Raw genomic sequence first — 18,097 nt, 5'->3', positions numbered from 1 at the left:
AAAACCACCCGCTATGCGGGTGGAGGGGTCATAAAAAGACATATGATGCCAGATCATGTGCATATGCTCGCGGTCCCACCCAACATATCTGAAATATGCACATGATCTAGCAATAAACAATTGGAGTGTAAATTAGACATGCTCTAAATGAAATAGAAACAAGAAGGGGGCTTATAGTATGAATGAAAAAATTTCAAAAAGCATATACAAAAAGAATATAGGCTTATTTATTTTGTCCTGCTTACTTGGTATCATGACATCTATTCTGTTTATTGCATTGGCAATTATACTACAAAAGTTTATTGATTATTCTATTAATAAAGATATTGACAATATCTTTAAGGTGACTACTGTTTCCGTTATTTTATTGCCTTTAGGTGCAGTGGGAATGTATGTGGGGTATGCTGTTAAAAATTTATATACAAAAAGGGCAACGTTAAACCTGAAAAATACCCTTGTTGAAAATATTTTGCGGTTAGATATGAGAAGTTTCAACAAGGAGAGTAATGGAACCTACATATCACGATTGTCAAATGATATAACGATAATTCAAAACGATTATATAAAAGGGACCGTGGAAATATTTGTTCAGCTAGCTATGCTTGTAGGTGGAGTGCTTGCGATGTTTATCATTAATTCATTCCTTGCATTGAGTATATTACTCACTTGTATCATTCCACTTGCAGTTTCGAGTATATTTAATAATCGTATGCAAAAAGCACAAGGTGAAGTGGCTGAGCAAAATAAAAATTATGTATCTTTCATTAAAGATATATTGTCTGGAAATCAGGTTGTTAAGAGCTTTAACATCGAAAAGGAGATTTTTGAAAGGGCAAAGGCAAAGGCGAACAAGCAGGAAAAAGCAAAAATGGTATACGAAAATCTGTTGTCACTCATTATGTCACTTACTGATATTTCAACTTTTCTTGTTGCTGTAGTCATATTTATTGTGGGTACTCAGCAGCTAATGAAAGGAGAAATTACAGTAGGAGAGATTATGGCCTTTATTCAATTGTTAAATTGCGTAACAGTTCCCATTAATAGACTCATAACCGGTTTTACCAAAAGGCAGGCCAGTCGGGCTTTATTAATGAATTTCAATAAAATTGGAGAGGCAAAAACGGATCAAACTCAAAGAATTGATATCCCTAAATTCAGTAATAAAATTTCTCTAAATGGGCTTTCGTTAAGCGTAGATGGGAAAAAAATTTTAGATGATATTAATTTTGAATTTGAATATGGAAAGTCTTATGCCATTGTAGGAACAAGTGGGAGTGGAAAGACAACCTTATTAAAGATGTTGACTGGGTTTTATGATGGGTATGAAGGAAATATCAGGTATGACGGGGTTGATCTTGAGAAAATAAGTGATCAGTCCATTTTCCAAAATGTTAGTTTTATTCATCAGGACTGTTTTATCTTTGATGATACGATTGAACAAAATATTAAATTGTTTCGTGAATGTGACACAGATGAGTTTGAGCAAGTAATAAAGAAGAGTATGTTACAGAAATTGATTCATGACAGAGGCGGCTTTGATGTATTATGTGGAGAAAATGGAATCCATTTTTCAGGTGGGGAAAAACAGAGAATTTCTATAGCAAGAGCACTCCTGAGAAAATCACCTATATTACTTATGGACGAGGCGACTTCAGCGTTGGACAATCAAACAGCTAGTGACCTTGAGTGTATGTTAAGTGAAATGCAGGGCATTACGAGAATTTCCATTACTCATAGGCTGGATGAATCAATTCTTAGTGGGTATGATGAAATTGTCTTATTGAATAATGGGAAAATTGAAGAACACGGCACGTATCATAAATTAATGGAAGCCAAACAAAGATTTTATGCATTGAGTATGTTGAGTAGACATAATAATGATCTTTTAATAGAGAAAGGTATAACTAGTCTTGTATTTTAAATCTTGTATAAGATGAAAGGGGTGTCGTACGGATGGAGCAAATCGCAGTTGTTGGGTGTGGCGGAATGATCGGTGGAGTCATCTGTAAGAACTTATGTAAAGACTTTATTGTTAAGGGCGGACAGCGGCGTGAACCTACAGCATTAATGAACCTTAATAATTTTAACTACCAATTCCTGGATGTTTCTGACTGGGAGAACTTGATTGCGTTCTGTACTGATTGTACGGTTGTCATTAATTGTGCAGGGCCTGAATTTATAATTAAAGATAGAGTTGCTCAGGCAGCTATGGAAGTAGGAGCAAAATATGTCGATGCTTCCAATGCTTTATTATTGAGTCAGGAGCAAATAGAGCTTAAAGCTAACGGTGTAAATTACATAGGAGCTGGTTTTTGTCCTGGAATTACAGGTCTGCTATTAAAACGAGTAATAAATCATTTATTAGACGAAACGAAGTATGTGAATTGTTATATTGGTGGTGCGGAACATTATACGAAAACTTCTATCTCAGATATATTAATGAGTGGCCATAGTGTAATTGGAAAAACAGATTCTTATTGGAGTGATCATTGTGTTAAAACGGAAAATATAAATATGATGAAGAAAGAATTTGTACCTGAAGTGGATGTCCCTGTCTATAAGAAACCGTATTTAAGTCAAGAGATCATTGATATTCTGGAAGTTAGTTCGGTACAAGAACTCCACTGGTACAATATAGCAGCAAATGATAATATTTTTCGTTTAGCAATGCAATTTTATCAAATGCAACTTGAGTCTTCGGTTGAAGAAGCCCTGAAAAAACTAGACATTAGTTTAGAGGAGCAACCTAAAGAGGAATGGATAGCTTTAGTCATTGATGCTACAGGAGTGAAAAATGGAAAGGATGTTAGGTGCAGATTGAATTTACAAATGGAAACGAGTTCAGAGTTAACGGGTACAGTGGCTGCTGAAATCGCCCGACAAGTTATTTCAAGTAATAGACCTAATGGTACCTACTGGGCTTATGAAGTACTTCCTATAGATTTTATGAATCAATATGTTTTTTCTAATAAGCATGATTTTTATGAGGAAAAGTATGTTGAAATAAAGAAATGATATGACTAGGTTACATGGCGTACATCTGATATTTATTGGATAGGGGGAGTACATTATAAAAAAGCTTTTACTTAAGAGATTACCGTTGATTTCACTTGGAGTTATAGCTTACATACTGACAAAATACGCGCAGAACCATCAGGATTGGGCGGAAAAATACAGTAGGTCTGTATATCCGTTATTGTCAAAAATAGTAGGATTTGTACCTTCTTGGGTCAAGTTTTCTGTTAGTGAATGGCTCGTCGTGTTGGTTGTGTTACTTTTTCTATTTTATATCGTTTATTATGTGCGCAAGGTTATCATGAGTAAAGGTGTACGTAGGATGGTAGTTTATCGTGGTGCTCTAGGAATAGTTACGATCTGTAGCGTGATATATTTTTGTTATACTATTTTGGGTGGAATAAACTATTACAGATATTCTTTTTTGTCTTATACCGAATATAAAGAAGAGAACTACAGCAAGGAGGAACTGGTCAAATTGAGTAAGTCGCTTGCCGTTGAAATGGAATTGGCAAGGGAAAAGTTAGCGGACACTGATCTTTTGGCTCAAGTACCAGAGGTTTTTGATTATTATGCACAACACGCAGTGTTCTCGATGCAAATGTTATCAAAGGAATATCCTATTTTGGAGCATTCTTTATACTCAACACCAAAACCAGTTGTGATGTCAAAGCTAATGTCGCATGCAAGGATAAATGGTATCTTTGTCCCTTTTACTTATGAATCCAATATCAATGTTAATGTGCCCGTTTTCTTGGTGCCTGCTACTATGGCACATGAATTGGCACATCAGAGTGGTTTCATGCATGAGGATGAGGCAAATTTTATAGCATATCTGGCATGTAAGCAGCAGGATGATCCAATGATACTTTACAGTGGTTTTTTCTAGCATTTGATTATTCTATATCTGAGCTAAAGAAAGTGGATCCAGATCAGGCGTCTGATATAATGTCCAGTCTGTCCAAGGCGGTGCAGCATGATATAGAACAAAATGAGCAGTACCGGGATAAGTATGAGGGTGTTATTTCAAGTATTTCAAGAAATGTAAATGATGTATATCTGAAGGCAAATAATCAGACAGACGGTTTGAATAGCTATAGTGATATGGTGAATTTGTTGCTGGCAGAGCAGCGAGAGATAGAGAAGTACAATTAAATGTATGTTGAATACTTATAGGTTTATATAGTAATGATAGTGGGCTCAAGTTGAACATAGGAGTGAGTGAAATAAATAAAATAAAAGTATTTCCTATTCCATATGCTGGAGCGTCGGTAAATGCATATTATGAATGGAAAAACTACTGCCGGATAGATATGAATTGTGTATATGTGAATTGGCTGGAAGAGGAACTCGATTCACAGAGCCTTGTTACCAGTCTGTTGGTGAAGCAAGTGAAGATATCGCCAAAAGAATAAGTGAACAATTAGAATATGACGATGAATATGTTATATTTGGACACAGCATGGGAGCCTTATTGACTTATGAGATATATTATAAACTTAAGCAAATGGAAACTAAGGAACCAAGGCATCTGTTTTTTCTGGGCGAGATGCTCCACATATTTTGAAAAGAGAGAAGACATTGAAAATATGACTAATGAAACTTTCTTGACAAAGGTGGAACAATATGGGGGAATACCAGAGGAGTTTTATACAAAAGAGATTATGGATATGTTTCTTCCGATTTTGCGAGCAGATTTTATAATTTTGGACAATTATAAGTTTCAGCCCAAAGCAGAAAAAATAAGTTGTGGAGTAAGCGTTTTTTATGCGGATAGCGATTTTTCGACTCATATCAATGAAATGCATAAATGGAGTGAAGTTGTTGAAGGAAACGTGAAATTTCATAAGTTTAAAGGAGAACATTTTTTTTAAATCGGTATCCTAATGATATTGTAAATACTATTGTTAAAGATACAGAGACTTATTCTTGTTCATGAGAGATTCCTCGTTTCGTCAATGTTGGTGTGGTAACTTACATTGTACAAGAGGAATCTCTCTTTTGCATTCATTTTTTGGTAGAATTTAGATAATCGACAGACGTGTTATTATATAAATCTAAAAAGATTTTGGTTTAGACTTTCTTGTCCCAATCAAGTTCCAAAAATAAAAATTTAGACTTTCTTTTCTTTGTACAGTTTGAATGTGTTTTGAAATATTATATTTAAAATAAATTTTATCAGTCTGAGAATCCTTCAATGATTGTTACTTAATTTTGCTTAATTATAAAAGTAATATTCAATAATTGTTTTAGGTAGGTTTTAGTAAGGAGAATTATGAAAAAATTAAGAAATAACATTGGAAATAATAAGCTTTCAGTTTTAAGCCCGGTGCCGCTAACAACACGGCGGCCGGGCTTTTTTCACGGCCGGATTACGATGTCAGCGCCGAACTTGATCGGAACTCTCAGCCATTTACATTCCCCTTTTCTCTTGTAAATAAAAAGATTCTAAAACTAGAAAAGGTTCCGGAAAGCAGATGCTTACGGAACCTTTTTCGTTATGCCGAATGGCTTTTTTTCGTCTGAACGGTTTCCCCGGACTTAATTCCAAGCGATACGAACAAGCCGATCACAGAAACTCCGATCAATATGATAAACAGAATATGAAACCCGGAGATTAAACCGATCAGTGCTGAAGAAATAATGCTTCCGAAATAACGGAAGGTGGAGAAAATCCCGGATGCGATGCCGGACATGCCCGGTTCTACCGTCGCAAGAGAAGATACCTGCATGCTCGTCAGCCCCGCACCTGACGCGATGCCTCCTACAATAAGCGATGCCATAAGAAACGGAACGGAATGGGAATAAACCAAAAGCAGAAATAAGAGATTGGCTGCGGCCATCAGCCCGAAGGACAGAAAAATCATTCTTCGCGCGCCCCATTTCTGATGCAGCTGAGCTCCGCCCCAGTTGCTGGCGGACATGAAAACAGAAAAGACTGACAGCGCCATGCCGCTGTGCGACGTGTTCATGCTGAAGTGGCCGGTCATAAAGAGCGGCATAATCAATAACACGGCGTACATCATTAAATTGCTTAACAGAACCGACAGATTGGCGCTCGTAAAGGTCGTGTTTTTAAATAGATCAAAATCAATAATCGGATGTTTCGTGCGCAGCTCCCGCCTGAAAAATAGCGGAACCAATACGAGAATGAGCAGCGCGTACACCCAATAGCCCAAAGAGCTTTCATTTTTCGTCAGAAGAATAATAGACACAATGCTTCCGGCAAGCAAAACGGACCCGATGATATCAAGCGGAGCGTCGGACGTTTCTTCTTTATATTTTGGAAACATCATTAATGCCGTCACGAGTGCGATCGCAAGAAACGGAATGTTGACCCAAAAGATCGAATGCCAGCTGAAGCTCTCAATTAAAAGAGAGCCGATAAACGGACCGAGAGCCGCGCCCAGCCCGGCACCGAGGCCGAAAAAGCCGAATACTTTCGGAAGCCGTTTTTCAGACACGACATGTCGGATGATGGCGATGCTGTTTGGCGTAAGCAAAGCGCCGCCGGCAGCCTGAAGCGCCCGGAAGAAAATCAATAAGAAAAGACTTGGCGAGAGGGCGCACCCCAATGATGCGATGAGAAAAAGGGCGACGCCCCATAAATACATTTTTTGTTTCCGTACATATCACCGAGTTTGCCGGCAATGGGCTGTGTCACGGCCATCACGATTAAATACACGGTCACTACCCATGTGATGCTGGCAATTGATTCGCTGAATGAGCGGGAAATGGACGAAAGGGCGACTGCGATCATCGTAGAATTGATGGGAACGAGTATGGCTCCCAGCAAAAGCGAAACGATCAGCGCCCATTCTTTCTTTGAACCCATCCTTCATCCTCCTTGGAGCCGGAAAATGACCGGCCGGTAATGCCTTTCATGAAAATCTCAGTGCTGTGTTTCAGCATCGTTTCCTCAGAGAGAGTAATGACTCTTTTCCCCAGCTGCAGCCGGTGTATAAAATAACCGAAAATCATCGTCATAAAGACGTCTGCATTAGCTTCTTCGCTGCCGGGGCTTATCATATTTTTCTTTGTCAGCTCCTTAAAGTAAACGATTAAATGCTTTTTCACGGATTGCGGATATACGACAATATCCTGCAGGACGTCTTCGAATAGTTCCGGTTCGCGCAGGCAGATGCGGAACACTTCTTTTTTTGTTCCAATTGCTGCAGAAGGGTCGCGGCGAAATGAAGAAGATCCTCATACAGATCGCCTTCCGCCTTGGTGATCATGCTTTCCGGAACCGGCGCCTGCTGTTCAATCATGGCTTTCATTAATCCTTGTTTGTTTTTAAAATTACGGAAAATCGTTGCTTCGCTTACTTTTGCTTTTTCTGCGATTTCCTTTGTTGTCGCTGCGCGGTATCCTTTTTGGATGATCAGATTCATCGCGGCGTCAATAATTCTCTTGTTCGTCGTTCTCAACATGTTTCACCTCGCGTAAATACTGGCAGGACAAGTATACACCCGCCCTGCCCGTCAATAAAGAGGGAAACCTAGCATGAAGCGCGTTTGACAATCGTAATCTTGCCGTTTGTCCCGTCCACCGTGACGATATCTCCGTCGTTGAGCCTGTCAGTCGCGGCACGTGTGCCGAGAACGGCCGGGAGCCCGTATTCTCTCGCGATGATCGCCGCATGTGACAGGATGCCGCCCGTGTCCGTAATGACGGCCTTTGCATCTTGGAACAGACTGGTCCAAAGCGGTGTCGTCATTTTGCAGACAAGCACGTCTCCTGTTGAAAAACGGGAAAATTCACTTGCGTCACGAATGACTTTCACCGGGCCGCTTGCAATTCCGCTTGACGCTGCAAGTCCGTAAATTTGATGTTCAGTGTTTTTTCATCTTCTGTGATGGAGCCGGTAATCTGTTCAGCCGTTTTCAGCTGTTCCGAAGTCGGAGTCCCGAGATAAGCGGGGGCTTCAAGCAATTGATATTGCTGGAAGAGCTGTTTTCGTTCAGCGGCTTTTTCCTGCATCGGAACCGGCGACGCCAGCGCTTTCTCGACTTCATCGCTGTATAAGTACCACATATCCTCCCGATCATCGATTACGCCTTGTTTTTGAAGCAGCTCGCCGATTTTCAGAAGGCAAAGGCGTGCTTTGGCGTCCAGCATCGCATCAATATAAAAATGGTGATCATCTTTGATGACGGATGAAGACAATGTCCACTGATAATAGCGGTCAAACGTCTCCCGGAAGCCGTCATCTTCAATTCTATCCATAAAGTCGGCGTAGAGCTGTTTTCGTTTTTCTATCGTTTTATGAAACTCACTGTCAAAATCGTATCCGTTCCGGACATAGTTCTGAATGTTGGCCAAAGCGAAATAAGGGTTTTCCGCCCAAGTTTGTTCAATGAGATCATGACTTTTCACGGATCTCCAGCCGTATTCCTGTAAAAATTCGCCGACTTGTTCGAGAAAGCGTTTTCCCTCATTTGATTGCAGAAGCGTCTGATGCAGCTCATCGGCATGAGAAACCGTAAAGACGCGCCGCAGTTCAGGGCTGTCTTTTACTTGTCCGGAAAGCAGCCAGAGCTGTCTGTCAGTCTCCAATGACTTATTCATGACGCCGGCCAGCATTTCATACAGAAGGGAGGTGTTTTCTTTCTCAACCTGTCCGTACATAGATTCCAGTATCATGTTTAACGCAACCTGCGGAAAGACAATATTGAAATGTTCTTCGTATCCTTTTAAATAGAAGTCTTGCAGGTTTCGGAACGCATCAAGGGCAGTCTCCGGTGTATGGTCTGTATGCGCCAGTTCATCCAGCTTTTGATAAAAAGGCAGAAAGGTTTCCTGAATAATATCATACATGCGGTCAGCCAAGACGGGGAAAAGCGCTTCTAACTGTTCTGCGGGCAGCTTGTCGTCCGTCTTATGCTGTCTGGAAAAAACATGGCCCTGATGAAGTTTGACACGCTCAATCTCGATGCCCATCACAGGGAAGGCCTTCGTGCTCTCTTTGAGGCCGTATTCCAAAGCCGGCACAATGAGTGAAGCGAATAACGGGCTGACGGGACCTTCTATATTGGCCTCCATATTGAGCCAAAAATCTTTCTGATCCCGGGGCGTCATGATAAATTCCCGTTCTTCGTCTGCCGCTTTCTGATCCTGCGCGATCGTTGTAATCGGTCTGGCCTGAAGCAGATACAGCTTATTTTCGGCAAATCCGAATTCGAGATCCACGGGATAACCGTACAGTTCCTCCGTCTTTATTGTCAGCATGGCAAGCTCTTTGACGCTCTCGTCATCAAGGCAGAAGCGGTTTCTCATGTCAGCGGACGTCTCTTTTTCCGTCACGCCTTCGTCTTTAGAGACGATATACATTTCTTTTAAGCCGATTTCTTTTTCAATCTGAAATGTGTCTTTATTGACGATAAATGTGTCGGGCGTCACGCTGCCGGAGACGATTGCTTCTCCGAGGCCGTAGCTCGCGCTGATCATCAGTTCTCCGTCATCGTGTGTGACGGGGTTGCGGCTGAAAATGACCCCTGAAACCTCGGAATTGATCAGACCTTGCACGACAACGCCCATTAACGGTTCTGCGGTGTCATTGTTCATTTTCTCTTTATAACCGCTGACCCGCGACGAGAAGAAGGAAGCCCAGCACTCTTTCACTTTTCCGAGAAACTCTTCTTCTGTTTTGATATTTAAATAGGTTTCGTACTGGCCCGCGAAAGAAGCGCCTTCAAGATCTTCGGACGCGGAGGAGGAACGTACGGCGACAGAGGCGTATGATTCTCTCAATTCATAAAACGACGCTGTCAGTTCCTCCCGAAGCTCTTTTGAAAACGTGCCGTTCATAATGGCGCGCTCCATCTGTTCCTGATCTGCTTGAAGCCCGTTGTCTTCCATAAAACGTGTCAGGGCATTCGTCTGAATGATAAAACCGCCGGGAACGGGCAGCCCGTTTTTCGTCAGTTTAATCAGGTTCATTCCTTTTGCTCCTGCAGAGCGGCTCGATTCTTCCGCTTTTTGAAATCGCACTGAATACATGCGGTATGACCCCCTTTTTTCTTCATCCAAGAAAATGATAGTAAACACTATCATTACATTGTAAAGAGGGAGGAAGAAACTGTCAAAGATACAAAGACCTAAACCTTCTCATCCTTTCGGCTGAAGAAAGGTAATTCGATTCATCTGGTTAATGGTTCAATGGATTTATATTCACATTTTTTTTGACAGATGATTGAAGACTGCTGAAAAAGGGTATTGTGATAGCAGGGGAACGATTGTCCGATTCTTCATTTTTTACTATAATCAGATGAGATGAAGAATTCCCGAGGAGGGTTTTTGTGATTACAAAAGCCGTTTTTGCATTATGTTTCCCTTTTATGCTGGTTGTCCTTTTTACGCGCGTCACGTTTAACCACTATGTGGCGATCGCTCTCACAGCCGCACTGCTTTTCGCATCCTATTTAAAGGGTTACACCGAAACGTATTTTATCGTTGGATTGGATGTCGTATCGCTGGTGGCCGGAGGGCTGTACATGGCCAAAAAAGAAGCAGACAAAAAGAAAGACAATGCCTGACATGGTGAATATGAAATAGAATGCCTGCTTTTACGCCATAAAAGCAGGTTTTTTATACAAAAATTGACTTGGTAAAAATAAACCATCGAACTTTAGTTCGTATTTTTAGTGATTTTGCCCGTCATTGTGTTACTATATCAATAGGAAGATTTCGTAAAGAAACGGAGGCTTTTTTGTGAAAGATCGTTTTGAGTTAGTCTCGAAATATCAGCCCCAGGGAGATCAGCCGCAAGCGATTGAGAAGCTTGTCAAAGGCATACAGGAAGGCAGAAAACACCAGACTCTCCTGGGTGCGACAGGGACGGGCAAAACCTTTACCGTGTCCAATCTGATTAAAGAAGTGAATAAACCGACACTGGTCATTGCCCATAACAAAACCCTTGCCGGACAGCTGTACAGCGAGTTTAAGGAGTTTTTCCCGAACAACGCTGTCGAATATTTTGTCAGCTATTACGATTACTATCAGCCGGAGGCGTACGTGCCTCAAACGGATACTTTTATAGAGAAAGACGCAAGCATTAATGATGAAATTGATAAACTGAGACACTCCGCGACATCCTCTCTGTTTGAACGGAGAGATGTCATTATTATCGCGAGTGTGTCATGCATATACGGTCTCGGTTCGCCTGAAGAATACCGGGAAATGGTCGTGTCGCTCAGACCGGAAATGGAGATTGAGCGGAACGAGCTGCTGAGAAAGCTTGTGGATATCCAGTATGCCCGCAATGACATCGACTTTCAGCGCGGGACGTTCCGCGTGCGCGGAGACGTTGTGGAAATCTTCCCGGCTTCCCGTGACGAACATTGTATCAGAGTGGAATTTTTCGGAGACGAAATTGAGCGGATCAGAGAGGTCGACGCTTTGACCGGAGAAATTCTCGGCGACCGTGACCATGTCGCGATTTTCCCGGCTTCCCACTTCGTCACCCGGGCGGAAAAGATGGAAAAAGCGATTCTGAATATTGAACAGGAGCTTGAGGAGCGCTTGAAAGTGATGCGCGAAAACGGCAAGCTCCTTGAAGCGCAGCGGCTTGAGCAGCGGACGAGGTATGATCTTGAAATGATGCGGGAAATGGGTTTTTGCTCAGGGATCGAGAACTATTCAAGACATTTGACGCTCCGTCCGCCGGGCTCTACGCCGTATACGCTGCTTGATTATTTTCCGGACGATTTCATGATTGTCGTTGATGAATCACATGTGACGATTCCGCAGGTGCGCGGCATGTTCAACGGTGACCAGGCGAGAAAACAGGTGCTTGTCGATCACGGGTTCCGCCTGCCGTCAGCGCTTGACAACCGTCCGCTCCGATTCGAGGAATTTGAAAAGCATATGCACAATATCGTGTACGTGTCGGCGACTCCGGGACCGTATGAAATTGAGCATACGCCGGAAATGATCGAGCAGATCATCAGACCGACGGGACTCCTCGATCCCCTCATTGACGTCCGTCCGATCGAAGGACAGATTGATGATCTGATCGGCGAGATTCAGGCGAGGATTGAACGGAATGAACGCGTTCTCGTGACGACTTTAACGAAAAAAATGTCAGAGGATCTGACCGATTACCTCAAGGAAATCGGCATCAAGGTCAATTATCTGCATTCCGAGATTAAGACGCTTGAACGGATTGAAATCATCCGTGACCTCCGCCTCGGAAAACATGATGTGTTAATCGGCATCAACCTGCTGAGGGAAGGGCTTGATATTCCGGAAGTGTCACTTGTCGCCATTCTCGATGCGGATAAAGAAGGCTTCCTCCGTTCTGAACGTTCGCTGATTCAGACGATCGGACGGGCGGCACGAAACGCGGAAGGCCGCGTCATCATGTATGCCGATAAAATCACGAACTCGATGGAGATCGCAATTAATGAAACGAAGCGCCGCCGGGAACAGCAGGAGCGCTTTAACGAAATTCACGGCATTACGCCGCAAACGATCAATAAGGAAATCCGCGATGTGATCCGCGCGACGCAGGCCGCTGAGGATAAAGAAGAATATAAAACAAAAGCCGCGCCTAAACTGGCGAAGATGACGAAGAAAGAACGCCAGAAAGTCGTTGAGCAAATGGAGCACGAAATGAAAGAAGCGGCCAGAGCGCTTGATTTCGAGCGGGCGGCAGAGCTTCGTGATTTACTGTTAGAGCTTAAAGCGGAAGGATGATGAACACATGGCAATTGACCGGATCGAGGTGAAAGGCGCAAGGGCGCACAATTTAAAAAACATTGATGTAACGATTCCCCGGGATCAGCTCGTCGTCGTGACGGGGCTGTCCGGATCGGGAAAATCATCCCTTGCCTTTGACACCATTTACGCGGAAGGACAGAGGCGGTATGTTGAATCGCTTTCTGCCTATGCGCGCCAATTTTTAGGGCAGATGGATAAGCCGGACGTTGATGCGATCGAAGGGCTTTCTCCGGCGATCAGCATTGATCAGAAAACGACGAGCCGCAATCCGCGGTCAACCGTCGGAACGGTAACAGAGATTTATGATTATCTCCGGCTGCTGTACGCGAGGGTCGGGAAGCCGCACTGCCCGGAGCACGGCATTGAAATTACGTCGCAAACGATCGAACAGATGGTTGACCGGATTCTTGAATATCCGGAGCGGACGAAGCTTCAAGTGCTTGCGCCGATCATCTCAGGCAGAAAAGGCGCCCATGTCAAAGTGCTTGACCAAATCAGAAAGCAAGGTTACGTAAGGGTGCGGATTGACGGAGAAATGGCCGAGCTTTCCGACGATATTGAACTTGAAAAAACAAAAAGCATTCCATTGAAGTAGTCATTGACCGGATTGTCGTCAAGGAAGGGGTTGCCGCCCGGCTTTCCGACTCACTGGAAACCGCGCTCCGCTTAGGGGAAGGCCGTGTCATGATAGATGTCATCGGTCAGGAAGAGCTGATGTTCAGCGAGCATCACGCCTGTCCGCTGTGCGGTTTTTCTATCGGGGAGCTTGAACCCCGGCTGTTTTCGTTTAACAGCCCGTTCGGCGCCTGCCCGACTTGTGACGGTCTAGGTTTGAAGCTGGAAGTGGACCCTGAGCTTGTCATTCCCAATCCTGAACTGTCATTAAAGGAACACGCCATCGCGCCGTGGACGCCGATCAGTTCACAATATTATCCGCAGCTGCTTCAGGCGGTCTGCCGCCATTACGGCATTGATATGGAGACTCCGGTCAAAGACCTGCCGAAGCATCAGCTTGATAAAGTGCTGTACGGCAGCGGCAATGAACGGATCTACTTTAAATACGAGAATGATTTCGGACAAGTGCGCGAAAATGAAATTGAATTTGAAGGTGTACTGCGCAATATTGAGAGACGGTATAAAGAGACAAGCTCCGATTATATCCGTGAACAGATGGAGCAGTACATGTCACAGAAGCCGTGCCCGACATGCAAAGGCTACCGGCTGAAGAAAGAAGCGCTTGCCGTTTTGGTCAACGGGCGCCACATTGGCACCATTACCGAGCTTTCCGTCGGCGATGCACTGGATTTTTTCAAAAACCTGACGCTGTCTGAGAAAGATATGCAGATTGCCGATTTAATCTTAAGAGAGATTGTGGAGCGGCTCAGCTTCTTAGATAAAGTCGGTCTTGATTACCTGACGCTGAGCAGGGCGGCGGGAACGCTGTCAGGCGGAGAAGCCCAGCGTATCAGGCTTGCGACGCAGATCGGCTCCCGTTTGTCAGGCGTCCTGTACATTCTTGATGAGCCGTCCATCGGCCTTCACCAGCGTGACAATGACCGTCTGATCAGCGCGCTGAAAAATATGAGGGATCTCGGCAACACACTGATTGTCGTGGAGCATGATGAAGATACGATGATGGCTGCCGATTATTTGATAGATATCGGTCCGGGCGCCGGCATTCACGGCGGCCGCGTCATATCGGCGGGGACGCCTGAAGAAGTGATGAATGATGCGGATTCTCTGACCGGACGTTATTTGTCAGGGGCTCAATTCATCCCGATGCCTCCGGAGAGAAGAAAGCCTGACGGCCGGTACATTGAAATCAAAGGCGCTTCAGAAAACAACCTGAAAAAAGCGAACGCCAAATTCCCGCTCGGCACTTTTACGGCGGTGACAGGTGTGTCCGGTTCCGGAAAAAGCACGCTTGTGAATGAAATTCTGCATAAGGCGCTTGCGCAAAAGCTTCATAAAGCCAAAGCGAAACCGGGAAGCCATAAAGAAATCAAAGGCCTTGACCATCTTGATAAGGTGATCGACATCGACCAGGCGCCGATCGGCCGGACACCGAGATCAAATCCGGCAACTTACACGGGTGTGTTTGATGATATCCGCGATGTATTCGCGCAGACAAATGAAGCAAAGGTGCGCGGCTATAAAAAAGGCCGGTTCAGTTTTAATGTAAAAGGCGGGCGCTGTGAGGCCTGCCGCGGCGACGGCATCATCAAAATTGAGATGCACTTCCTTCCTGACGTGTACGTTCCGTGTGAAGTGTGCCACGGCAAACGTTACAACCGGGAGACGCTTGAGGTCACATACAAAGGAAAAAGCATTTCCGACGTTCTGGATATGACGGTGGAAGATGCTCTGTCTTTCTTTGAAAATATCCCGAAAATCAAACGCAAGCTTCAAACGCTTGCCGATGTCGGACTCGGGTATGTAACGCTCGGCCAGCCGGCGACGACGCTGTCAGGCGGAGAAGCGCAGCGCGTCAAGCTCGCTTCCGAGCTGCATAAGCGTTCCACCGGCCGGACGCTGTATATTCTGGACGAACCGACGACAGGCCTCCACGTTGATGATATCGCAAGGCTTTTGGTTGTGCTTCAAAGACTCGTCGATAACGGTGATACCGTTTTGGTCATTGAACACAATCTCGATATCATTAAAACGGCGGACTACATCGTCGATCTGGGACCTGAAGGCGGAGCGGGCGGCGGCATGATCGTAGCCTCCGGGACGCCTGAAGAAGTTGTCGAAGTGAAAGAATCTTATACGGGCCGCTATCTGAAACCGGTAATGGAACGCGATAAAAAACGGATGAAAACATTGCTGGCCGAAAAAGAAACGGCAGCCACGTAATAGATCAATAAAAACAGCCCAAAACTCATCGGTTTTGGGCTGTTGTTGTTACAGGCTTTTTTTCTGTTGGGGAAGCTGTCTGCTTAAATGCATTAAGTCCTGCAGAATATGGGTGCTGCTGCTGTCCAGCAGCACTTTTATATATTGGATATCATGGGAAATGGGAAGAGGGGCTGCTTTGATCTGTTCCAATTCAGCCAGCATTTCGCTGTTCATTCTTTTCTGTTCGCGAATTAAATTTCGAAGACTCTCTTCCGTTACTTGGGCGTTTTCGGGATCTTTCTCCATTTGTATGTCCTCCTTGCATACGGTCAGGCTTTGTTACATATTGTAATCGGTTCGGGGAAAAGATTCTATAGTGAAATCTCTGAAACCAAAAATTACGTATAACGAAGCATGTCCTTAGCATGAAAATGAAACCCGCTCATTCGTCATACGTATGTATAAGGAAGGGTTTTTTACATCACGGCACAGGGAGTGTTTTTATTGAACCGAAATCAAGCGATTATCGCATCAATCTGTTATTTCAGCGTGTTTCTCGCGCCGCTCATTCTTCCGATTGTGGCTTATTTTGTCGTCGATGAAAAAGAGACGAAGCGGCATGCCATGCGCGCTCTGATTTCCCATATCATTCCGTTTGCGGGCTTGCTGATTGTGACCGCGGGTGTTGTCGGCGGATTGATTACGGCCCAGGGGGAGAGTATGGTGCCCGTTTTTGTTATGATAACAGGAGCAGCTGTTTATTTTCTGATCCTCATCGGAATGGTCATTTGGAATATCGTGCAGGGAATTAAGGTGTTACGCCAGGTGTAAGAAAAGTCGGGGGAGGAGTTTTGTATGAAACAGGAGAAAGAACGGATTTTAAAGCTTGTGGAAGACGGGATGCTGACGGCGCAGGAAGCACTGACGCTCATTGAAAAACTGGATCATGAATATAAAGAAAAAGAAGAGCAGATCACCGCATTATCTGCGGAGGTTCAGGAACCTGCGGAAGATTTCGAAAGCGGGGCAAAAGAAAGCCAAAAGCCGTCGCTCGGGGCGAAGCTGTTCGACTGGATTGATTCTGCCGTCAAAAAAGTGAAGGAAGCGGATCTTGATCTGAATTTCGGCCACGCACACGAAGTGCAGCATATTTTTCAATTTAAAGACAGTGAATTCTCGGCCATTGATATGCAGATCGCAAACGGCAGCGTCAATATCGTGCCGTGGGCGGATGAAGATATCAGAGCGGAGTGCCAGGCGAAAGTGTACCGGGCGGACAGTCAGGAGGCGGCGCGCACCGCATTTCTACAGCACATTGAGTGTGAAGTGAAGGGCAATAAGTTTTTTGTCCGCACGGAAAAGAAAACGATGAAAACCAATGTTACGCTTTATGTTCCCCAGAAAGAGTACGATAAGATAAGAGTGAAGCTGTTTAACGGACCGATCAGAGGGGAACATTTACATGTAAAAGAATTCTCGGCGAAAACGACAAACGGCGTTCTGTCATTCTCTCATTTGACGGCTGAGAAAGCGTCGGCGGAAACGGCTAACGGACAAATCAAGCTGGCCGGACATCAATGCGGCGCGATTGAAGCGGAAACGATCAACGGCTTGATTGATTTGCGCGGATCGAGTGAATCCATTGACGTTCAAAGCTTTAACGGCAATATCATGCTTACCGTGACAGCGCCGCACTGCCGCTCCATCTACACGAAAACGACGACCGGAAACGTGGAGATCGCTCTGCCTGATGATTCGGCGGTGAAAGCGGAGCTCAAAAGCAATCTCGGCTCTCTCAGCCATGAGCTGATTGATGCGGAAATTTTAAAGGAAAAGAATGATACCATTCAAAAAGAACTGATGCTGGCATCAAATCAAGGCCATGATCAGCATCTCTCGATTTTCTCAGAATCGTTAACAGGAGCCATTAAGCTCAAGCATACTCAGAGGTGATTGGATGAAAAGACTTTACCGTTCAGAAAAAACCGTAAAATCGCCGGTGTCGTCGGCGGTTTGGCGGAGTACATCAATATGGATGCGTCGCTTTTGCGCATTATAACCGTTGTATTAGCGCTTGTCACGAGCGGAATCGTGCCGATTGTATATATTATCTGGTGTTTTGTTGTACCATTAGAAGGAGATTTGAAATAAATGATCAAATGGGCAGTCAGCATTTTAGTAAATGCTTTATTATTAATCGTTATCGCGGGATATTTTGATTCCGTCCATATCAGCAGTATCGGAGCGGCTGTCATCGCCAGTGTGATTCTTTCTGTGTTAAATGTGCTGATCAAACCGATCATCGTCATATTGACATTGCCTGTCACGGTTGTGACCCTCGGCCTCTTTCTGTTTGTCATCAATGCCATTACGTTAATGATGACCGCAGCCTTGATGGGAGACAGCTTTCAGATTGACGGGTTCGGCACCGCCATTTGGGCATCCGTCGTGCTGTCCGTTTTCCACTTGCTGATCCAAAAAGGCATATTGGAGCCGCTTAGAAAAGGATAAAAAATAAGCT

At 44.3% G+C, this 18,097-nt stretch carries 10 protein-coding genes and 6 pseudogenes; 12 read left to right on the top strand and 4 right to left on the bottom strand.

Annotation, left to right across the window (positions count from 1 at the left end; genetic code table 11):
* Nucleotides 1-178 precede the first annotated feature (178 nt).
* The 5 genes and pseudogenes from D368_RS08315 (at nt 179) to D368_RS20070 (ending at nt 4,889) form a co-directional block, all read left to right on the top strand.
* On the top strand, nt 179-1,921 hold the full coding sequence (locus D368_RS08315) for an ABC transporter ATP-binding protein (protein ID WP_014418994.1): 1,743 nt from the start codon (nt 179-181) through the stop codon (nt 1,919-1,921).
* Nucleotides 1,922-1,953: 32 nt separating this feature from the next.
* Nucleotides 1,954-3,015, top strand: a complete 1,062-nt coding sequence (locus tag D368_RS08310) for a saccharopine dehydrogenase NADP-binding domain-containing protein (protein ID WP_128574713.1) — start codon at nt 1,954-1,956, stop codon at nt 3,013-3,015.
* 85 nt (nt 3,016-3,100) lie between these two features.
* Nucleotides 3,101-4,170: pseudogene (locus D368_RS08305) on the top strand (DUF3810 domain-containing protein).
* Between the two features lie 133 nt (nt 4,171-4,303).
* Nucleotides 4,304-4,582 (top strand): thioesterase II family protein, encoded by a 279-nt coding sequence (locus D368_RS20075; RefSeq protein ID WP_486129240.1) that lies wholly within the window; start codon nt 4,304-4,306, stop codon nt 4,580-4,582.
* 22 nt (nt 4,583-4,604) lie between these two features.
* Complete coding sequence (locus tag D368_RS20070; protein ID WP_486129239.1) at nt 4,605-4,889, top strand: thioesterase II family protein; 285 nt, start codon at nt 4,605-4,607, stop codon at nt 4,887-4,889.
* A 624-nt stretch (nt 4,890-5,513) separates the two neighbouring features.
* Here D368_RS20070 and D368_RS08295 read toward each other — a convergent pair.
* The 3 pseudogenes from D368_RS08295 to D368_RS08285 form a co-directional block, all read right to left on the bottom strand.
* Nucleotides 5,514-6,850 (bottom strand): annotated as a pseudogene (locus D368_RS08295) (MFS transporter).
* Nucleotides 6,823-7,445, bottom strand: a pseudogene (locus tag D368_RS08290) (TetR/AcrR family transcriptional regulator). The pseudogenes D368_RS08295 and D368_RS08290 overlap by 28 nt, the downstream one beginning before the upstream one ends.
* A gap of 71 nt (nt 7,446-7,516) precedes the next feature.
* A pseudogene (locus D368_RS08285) lies at nt 7,517-10,017 on the bottom strand (PEP/pyruvate-binding domain-containing protein).
* A 299-nt stretch (nt 10,018-10,316) separates the two neighbouring features.
* Here D368_RS08285 and D368_RS08280 point away from each other — a divergent pair.
* From D368_RS08280 to uvrA, 3 genes and pseudogenes are all read left to right on the top strand, one after another.
* The gene (locus D368_RS08280; RefSeq protein WP_003151438.1) at nt 10,317-10,553 is read left to right on the top strand and encodes a CsbA family protein; all 237 of its coding nucleotides are present in this window, start codon (nt 10,317-10,319) and stop codon (nt 10,551-10,553) included.
* Nucleotides 10,554-10,728: 175 nt separating this feature from the next.
* On the top strand, nt 10,729-12,714 hold the full coding sequence (gene uvrB / locus D368_RS08275) for an excinuclease ABC subunit UvrB (RefSeq protein ID WP_015387640.1): 1,986 nt from the start codon (nt 10,729-10,731) through the stop codon (nt 12,712-12,714).
* Between the two features lie 7 nt (nt 12,715-12,721).
* Nucleotides 12,722-15,594: pseudogene (gene uvrA / locus D368_RS08270) on the top strand (excinuclease ABC subunit UvrA).
* A gap of 48 nt (nt 15,595-15,642) precedes the next feature.
* On the opposite strand, the gene D368_RS08265 reads toward uvrA, so the two are convergent.
* On the bottom strand, nt 15,643-15,882 hold the full coding sequence (locus tag D368_RS08265; RefSeq protein ID WP_003151443.1) for a hypothetical protein: 240 nt from the start codon (nt 15,880-15,882) through the stop codon (nt 15,643-15,645).
* 198 nt (nt 15,883-16,080) lie between these two features.
* Between D368_RS08265 and D368_RS08260 the strand changes: the two genes are divergently transcribed.
* The 4 genes and pseudogenes from D368_RS08260 to D368_RS08245 all read left to right on the top strand — a co-directional run bounded on the left by D368_RS08260 (nt 16,081) and on the right by D368_RS08245 (nt 18,087).
* A complete protein-coding gene (locus D368_RS08260) occupies nt 16,081-16,407 on the top strand; it encodes a hypothetical protein (RefSeq protein ID WP_003151444.1) in 327 nt (108 codons plus the stop codon).
* 24 nt (nt 16,408-16,431) lie between these two features.
* Nucleotides 16,432-17,529, top strand: coding sequence for a DUF4097 family beta strand repeat-containing protein (locus D368_RS08255; RefSeq protein WP_070082446.1), 1,098 nt, complete (start codon nt 16,432-16,434; stop codon nt 17,527-17,529).
* Nucleotides 17,530-17,533: 4 nt separating this feature from the next.
* Nucleotides 17,534-17,727 (top strand): annotated as a pseudogene (locus D368_RS08250) (PspC domain-containing protein).
* Nucleotides 17,728-18,087: a phage holin family protein gene (locus tag D368_RS08245; RefSeq protein WP_014418984.1), complete on the top strand. Its 360-nt coding sequence runs from the start codon at nt 17,728-17,730 to the stop codon at nt 18,085-18,087.
* Nucleotides 18,088-18,097 lie beyond the last annotated feature (10 nt).

It is taken from the genome of Paenibacillus lentimorbus NRRL B-30488, assembly GCF_000411595.1.
In the GTDB taxonomy this organism is placed as follows: domain Bacteria; phylum Bacillota; class Bacilli; order Bacillales; family Bacillaceae; genus Bacillus; species Bacillus velezensis.
This window is presented reverse-complemented; position numbering and strand designations above follow the sequence as displayed.

Bases quoted from the DNA above. Each gene is read 5' to 3' on its own strand.
- D368_RS08310 (WP_128574713.1), top strand. From the start codon at position 1,954: ATGGAGCAAATCGCAGTTGTTGGGTGTGGCGGAATGATCGGTGGAGTC.
- D368_RS08265 (WP_003151443.1), bottom strand. From the start codon at position 15,882: ATGGAGAAAGATCCCGAAAACGCCCAAGTAACGGAAGAGAGTCTTCGA.
- D368_RS08245 (WP_014418984.1), top strand. From the start codon at position 17,728: ATGATCAAATGGGCAGTCAGCATTTTAGTAAATGCTTTATTATTAATC.
- D368_RS08255 (WP_070082446.1), top strand. From the start codon at position 16,432: ATGAAACAGGAGAAAGAACGGATTTTAAAGCTTGTGGAAGACGGGATG.
- D368_RS20070 (WP_486129239.1), top strand. From the start codon at position 4,605: ATGACTAATGAAACTTTCTTGACAAAGGTGGAACAATATGGGGGAATA.
- D368_RS08315 (WP_014418994.1), top strand. From the start codon at position 179: ATGAATGAAAAAATTTCAAAAAGCATATACAAAAAGAATATAGGCTTA.
- D368_RS20075 (WP_486129240.1), top strand. From the start codon at position 4,304: ATGGAAAAACTACTGCCGGATAGATATGAATTGTGTATATGTGAATTG.